A 5,467-nucleotide genomic window follows, 5' to 3' on the forward strand; every position below is an offset into this window, starting at 1 on the left:
CCGATGGAGGGACTCGAACCCACGACCTGCTGATTACAAATCAGCTGCTCTAGCCAGCTGAGCTACATCGGCTTTTTAACGGGTGCAAATATAATCGCAAAAATAACATTTGCAAACACTACGCTAAAAAATTTTATCCAAGCTTGTTAATTTTTTCAATTAAAGCTCTTCCTTTGGTTTCAAGTTCATTGTTTATTGCCTTGAAATGCGCTTTAGCATTATCAACATTTTTAGCATTTACTTTTACAATTAACTCATCAAAAGTCTCAATAGCCTCATCTATAATTGCTTCACTTGTTTTAGTGTCTTTATCAGTATTTGAGTATTCCCAAATATAAACTGCTTCAATAATATCACCTAAAACGTAATTAATATCTTTTTTTAAATCTCTAACATTTGCCATAATTTCTTATTTATTTTGATTACAAAATTACATATAAACTTCTAATAGGATAACTTTTTTAGAATAAATTTGAAGGCCTCTAATAACAGATATAAATCAATGTGATTTTAAAATACATGTATTAGTTACCAGAATAGGTTACAAAGTTACGTGGTGTTTCATAAAGCGTTATTTCTAGATCTAGATTAAGGCTTAACTTTGCCCTCATTTTATTATAAATAACAACCACTATATTTTCTGCAGTTGGGTTTAACTCTTTAAATTCTGGCACTTCGATATTCAAATTTTTATGATCAAAAGCATCTTCAACTTCACTTTTAATGATATCTTTTAAAATTTTCATATCAATAACATAACCTGTATCTTCATCTATTTCACCAGTTACACTAACTATAAGTTCGTAATTGTGTCCATGAAAATTTGGGTTATTACATTTTCCAAAAATTTCATCGTTCTTTTCAAAACTCCAATCTTTTCTATATAACCTATGTGCAGCATTAAAATGCGCTTTTCTACTTACTGTAACTTTCATGATTAAGTGTTGATATTAATATGTTCGTAGAATTTATCGAAAATAACTTTAAACCATTCTGTATATAATTCTGGATGTACAAAAATATCATTCTTTACCTCTTCTAGTGGCATCCATTTCCAACTTGCTACTTCTTCTGGATTAATTTTGGGTTCTTCATTATAAGAACCTAACAAAACATGATCATATTCGTGTTCTGTCAATCCATTTTCAAAGGGAGCTTTATAAATAAAAGAAATAGATTCTTTTAATGGTACAACAAATCCCATTTCTTCCATTAAGCGTCTTTTACCTGCTTGAATATTGGATTCTCCATCTCGTTGATGGCTACAACAAGTATTTGTCCAAAGTCCTGGTGAATGATATTTATCAAGCGCTCTTTGCTGTAGCATCAACTCATTTTTATTATTAAAAATAAAAACTGAAAACGCACGATGTAGTACTGCCTTTTCATGAGCTTCCATTTTTGGCATTAAGCCTATTTGTTCATCTTGTTCATTAACAAGAATTACTTTTTCTTCTTCCATAGTTTAACAAAAATACAAACAAAAAAACAACTTAGTAAACCTTATAAAACAAAAAAGCACCTAATAAACTTAGGTGCCTTTAATTATATGGTTTAGTAATATTTAGTTTGCTACAACAATAAACTCACTACGTCTGTTATCTTGATGCTCTTCTTTTGAGCATTTAACTCCATTTGAACAACGATTTGTTAATCGTGTTTCTCCGTATCCTTGTCCTGTGATACGTGCTGCAGACACACCTCCTTTTTCTATAATATATGCTATAGTAGATTTATTTCTTCTATTTGATAATGCCCAGTTGTATGCATCTTTACCCCTTGAATCAGTATGTGAACGTACATCTATTTTAACTCCTGGATATTCTCTCATATAATTTATAACTTTTGCTAATTCAATCTCAGCATCTGGTCTAATAAATGATTTATCATAATCAAAATAAATAGGATTTAAATTTAGTAACAATGCCAAATCTGTTCCTATTTTTGCAGCTTCGGGTTCTAGATTTAATTTTAAATTAAGTTCAACTTTTTCATCTGATTTAACTGTGAAATCTATAAAATCATCTTTGTACTTTTCTTTTTTAGCTTCAATTAAATACGTAATTTCTTTACAGCCTAAATTAAAATTAAAGTTACCTAATTCATCACTCTTTAATGAATGTAATAAGTTTCTACTAGAATCATAAACTAAAACATCTGCATTAGCTATAATTTCATTTGTCCGCTTATTCAATATAGTACCATTAATTGCTTTACTACAAGCAGGCACAACAAAACTATAAATATCATCATCTCCTTTCCCCCCTTCTCTATTCGAAGAAATATAGCCCTTTCCAGTAGTTTCATTAATTATATAACCAAAATCGTCTTTAGGACTATTTATTGGTTTTCCAACATTATGAATCATTAATACAGACTCATTAAGTTTATCTAATTCTACTTTATAAACATCAAGTCCTCCTAAACCAACATGCCCATCAGATGAGAAATAAAGAATTCCTTTATCACTAACAAAAGGAAAATTTTCTCTTCCCTCTGTATTAATTTTTGGACCTAAATTTACTGGCTCTCCATAAGTTCCATCTTCATTAATATCAACGACAAAAATATCTGAAGCACCTTGTGTTCCAAACATATCTGAAGCAAAATAAAGCTTCTTTTCGTCAACACTTAATGCAGGATGTGCCACATTATACTCATCATTATTAAACGGCATTGAAACGATGTTTGTCCATACACTATCTATTAATGATGCTTTATAAATTTTTAATCCATGTGTGTTTTTACTATTCTTTTTGAACTTACCCTTAAAAAAATTATTTCTTGTAAAGTAAGCGGTTTTACCATCTTTAGAAAATGTAGTTGATGACTCATGGTATTTTGTATTAATAGCACCTTTAATTTCAATTACTCTACCTTCTGAATCTAATTCAAATAAATCTAAAAAAGGCTGATTATTCCATTTATAAATTTCTTCGTCTTGATCTCTTGAAGAAGCAAATATTAAATTGTTATTAAATGTAGAAGTTCCAAAATCTGAAAATGATGTATTTATATCTAAATTTACCAATTGGAAATCTTTTGACATCTCTTCGATAGCTTTTACATAATCATTAATATTTAAAAACTTTTGTATTCTTGAATCGTCAGGTCTAATTTTAGCATAATCATTTAATACTGTGTCTGCTTTAGCATATTGCTCTTGAGCTTTAAGTGCTAAAGCATACCTAAAAAAGTTTTCAGGATCTGTTGACTCTTTTAGATTAAATAGCTTTTCATACCAATTAGAAGCTTCAACCATATCTCCATTAAAATAATATGTGTTTGCTAGCTTTTCAAGTACTTCTGCAGGAGCATCTTCTTTTGCTGCTAATTCTAAAAGTTGGTTTCTAGAATCTATATAAGATAGATTTTCATATTTCTTTATTGCTCTTGAAGCTTTTACTTTCTGTGCAAATGAAATATTAAAGACCAAAGCACTTAATATAGATAGTATGTATATTCTTTTTTTCATATCTGTTATCTTTTAGAAGAATCTTGGTGATAAAATTTTACCTATTTCTTGCAATTCAAATCTTAACATTATTTCATGAGTTCCACTATTATAATTGTTTAGTGCTGTTGTGGTAGCATCATAGGCATACCCTAAAAATATTTCTGGACTTAGTTGAAATCCTATAAGGCCACTAACTGAATCATCCCATCTATATGCTAATCCTAAAGTTAATTTGTCATTAAATAAAACATTAGCTGAAAGATCTGCAATTACTGGAGCTCCTGAAACACCTTTAACTAAAAATGCTGGTTTTAATTTAGTATTATCACTTAAGTTAAATACATAACCACCAATTAAGAAATAATGTAAGCGCTCGGTTGCTATTGATTCTTTAAAATCATCATAATGATCTGTATTCAATATATTAGGAACTGACAATCCTAAATACCATTTATCTGAATGTAAATATAAACCTGCTCCTAAAGTTGGAGATATTAAATTTACATTTTTTTGAAATAAAGGATCAATTGATGAATAGTTTCCTTTACTCCAATCTGTATCTAGAAGATGTAATCCTCCTTTAAGACCAAATGACAACTCTAAGTCTCCAGTTTCATCAACCGGAATTGTATAAGAAAGGTTTGCATCAATGCTAGTTTCTTCTGCTGGCCCTAATTGATCACTAACAATATTTAAACCTAAACCAATTCTTTCGTTTCTTAAAGGCGAATGAATTCCAAATGTTATTGTTTTTGGTGCTCCATCTAAACCAACCCATTGCGTTCTGTACAATGCGGTAGCACTTAACACATCTCTTTGCCCTGCATAACCCGCATTTACACTCATGGTATTATACATATACTGTGTATACTGAGGGTCTTGTTGCGCTTGTGTCTCTAAACTTAATAGTGTAGTAAGTACTATTAAAATTAAACCTTTTATTAATGATGATTTTTGTATCATTTTTTAATCTTTTTTAGTCTTTTACTTTATATTATCTGTTTATGTATAACCATCCTGCTTTTGGTTTAGAACCATCTCCTAAATCCAATATGTAATAATATGTACCTATTGGTAATTTTTCGGAAGAATTTATTGTAACTCTTCCGTTAGATGTTCCATCCCATTCATCGTTACTATTATACCCTCTCTTTTCATATACTATATTACCCCAACGGTTATAAACTTCTAATCTGTTATTAGGATAATTATCTATACATCTAATTTCTAAAGTGTCCTGTTTTCCATCATCATTTGGTGAAAATTCATTAATAACTGTTAAACATCCTAATTCTGTAAATGTTGGATCATCAAATGCATTATTGTCTGAGTCATCACCATCATCACTAATATCACTTACTGAACCTGATGACCTTGCAAATCCATTTACAACAACACTATTACTTACTCCCCCTGCATCAATAGCTAATTGGGTAATGGTAAAGCTAGCATAATAAGTAGCTATTTCACCAGCAAGTAATGTACCTTCAGAACTTCCTTGGTCTGCATTATCAAATACTGGGTCTTGTGTTAATGAAATGGTATTCCCATAAGCATCAGTAAATGTATCTACTAAACTAATATCTGTTAAAACAATATCTCCTGTATTCTCAACTTCTATAGTGTATTCTATTATATCACCTAATTCAGTTCCAAATACCATAGCTGTTTTGGTAACTTCAATTGAAGCTTGACAACCACTTGTTATTGGATCACATGCATCATTCGCATCACTTGGGTTACCTGGAGTTACACCAAAGTCTGATGGTGCATCCGGTGTGCTTGGATCGTCAATTCCTGTTGTTTCCTCACAGTCTGTTAAACCATCATTATCTGAATCTGTTGTATTGATGCCAATTGGATCACATGCATCATTTGCATCACTTGGGTTACCTGGAGTTACACCAAAGTCTGATGGTGCATCCGGTGTGCTTGGATCATCTATTCCAGTTGTTTCCTCACAGTCTGTTAAGCCATCGCCATCTGTATCGGTCGTATTGATGCCGATTG

At 30.8% G+C, this 5,467-nt stretch carries 6 protein-coding genes; all 6 read right to left on the bottom strand.

What is annotated here, in order from left to right; all coding sequences use genetic code 11:
- Positions 1 to 133: 133 nt before the first annotated feature.
- Positions 134 to 403 (bottom strand): hypothetical protein, encoded by a 270-nt coding sequence (locus Q0842_RS15875; RefSeq protein WP_298500454.1) that lies wholly within the window; start codon positions 401 to 403, stop codon positions 134 to 136.
- 121 nt (positions 404 to 524) lie between these two features.
- Positions 525 to 935, bottom strand: coding sequence for a 6-carboxytetrahydropterin synthase (locus Q0842_RS15880; protein ID WP_298500456.1), 411 nt, complete (start codon positions 933 to 935; stop codon positions 525 to 527).
- Between the two features lie 2 nt (positions 936 to 937).
- Entirely contained in the window at positions 938 to 1,462 is a 525-nt protein-coding gene (gene idi / locus Q0842_RS15885; RefSeq protein ID WP_298500458.1) for an isopentenyl-diphosphate Delta-isomerase, read from the bottom strand.
- Between the two features lie 102 nt (positions 1,463 to 1,564).
- Positions 1,565 to 3,475: an OmpA family protein gene (locus tag Q0842_RS15890; protein ID WP_298500460.1), complete on the bottom strand. Its 1,911-nt coding sequence runs from the start codon at positions 3,473 to 3,475 to the stop codon at positions 1,565 to 1,567.
- Positions 3,476 to 3,487: 12 nt separating this feature from the next.
- A complete protein-coding gene (locus Q0842_RS15895; protein ID WP_298500462.1) occupies positions 3,488 to 4,420 on the bottom strand; it encodes a type IX secretion system membrane protein PorP/SprF in 933 nt (310 codons plus the stop codon).
- 31 nt (positions 4,421 to 4,451) lie between these two features.
- A partial coding sequence (locus tag Q0842_RS15900; protein ID WP_298500464.1) for a gliding motility-associated C-terminal domain-containing protein occupies positions 4,452 to 5,467 on the bottom strand: 1,016 nt, incomplete at its 5' end.

This window comes from uncultured Algibacter sp. (genome assembly GCF_947495675.1).
Classification (GTDB): Bacteria; Bacteroidota; Bacteroidia; order Flavobacteriales; family Flavobacteriaceae; genus Algibacter_B.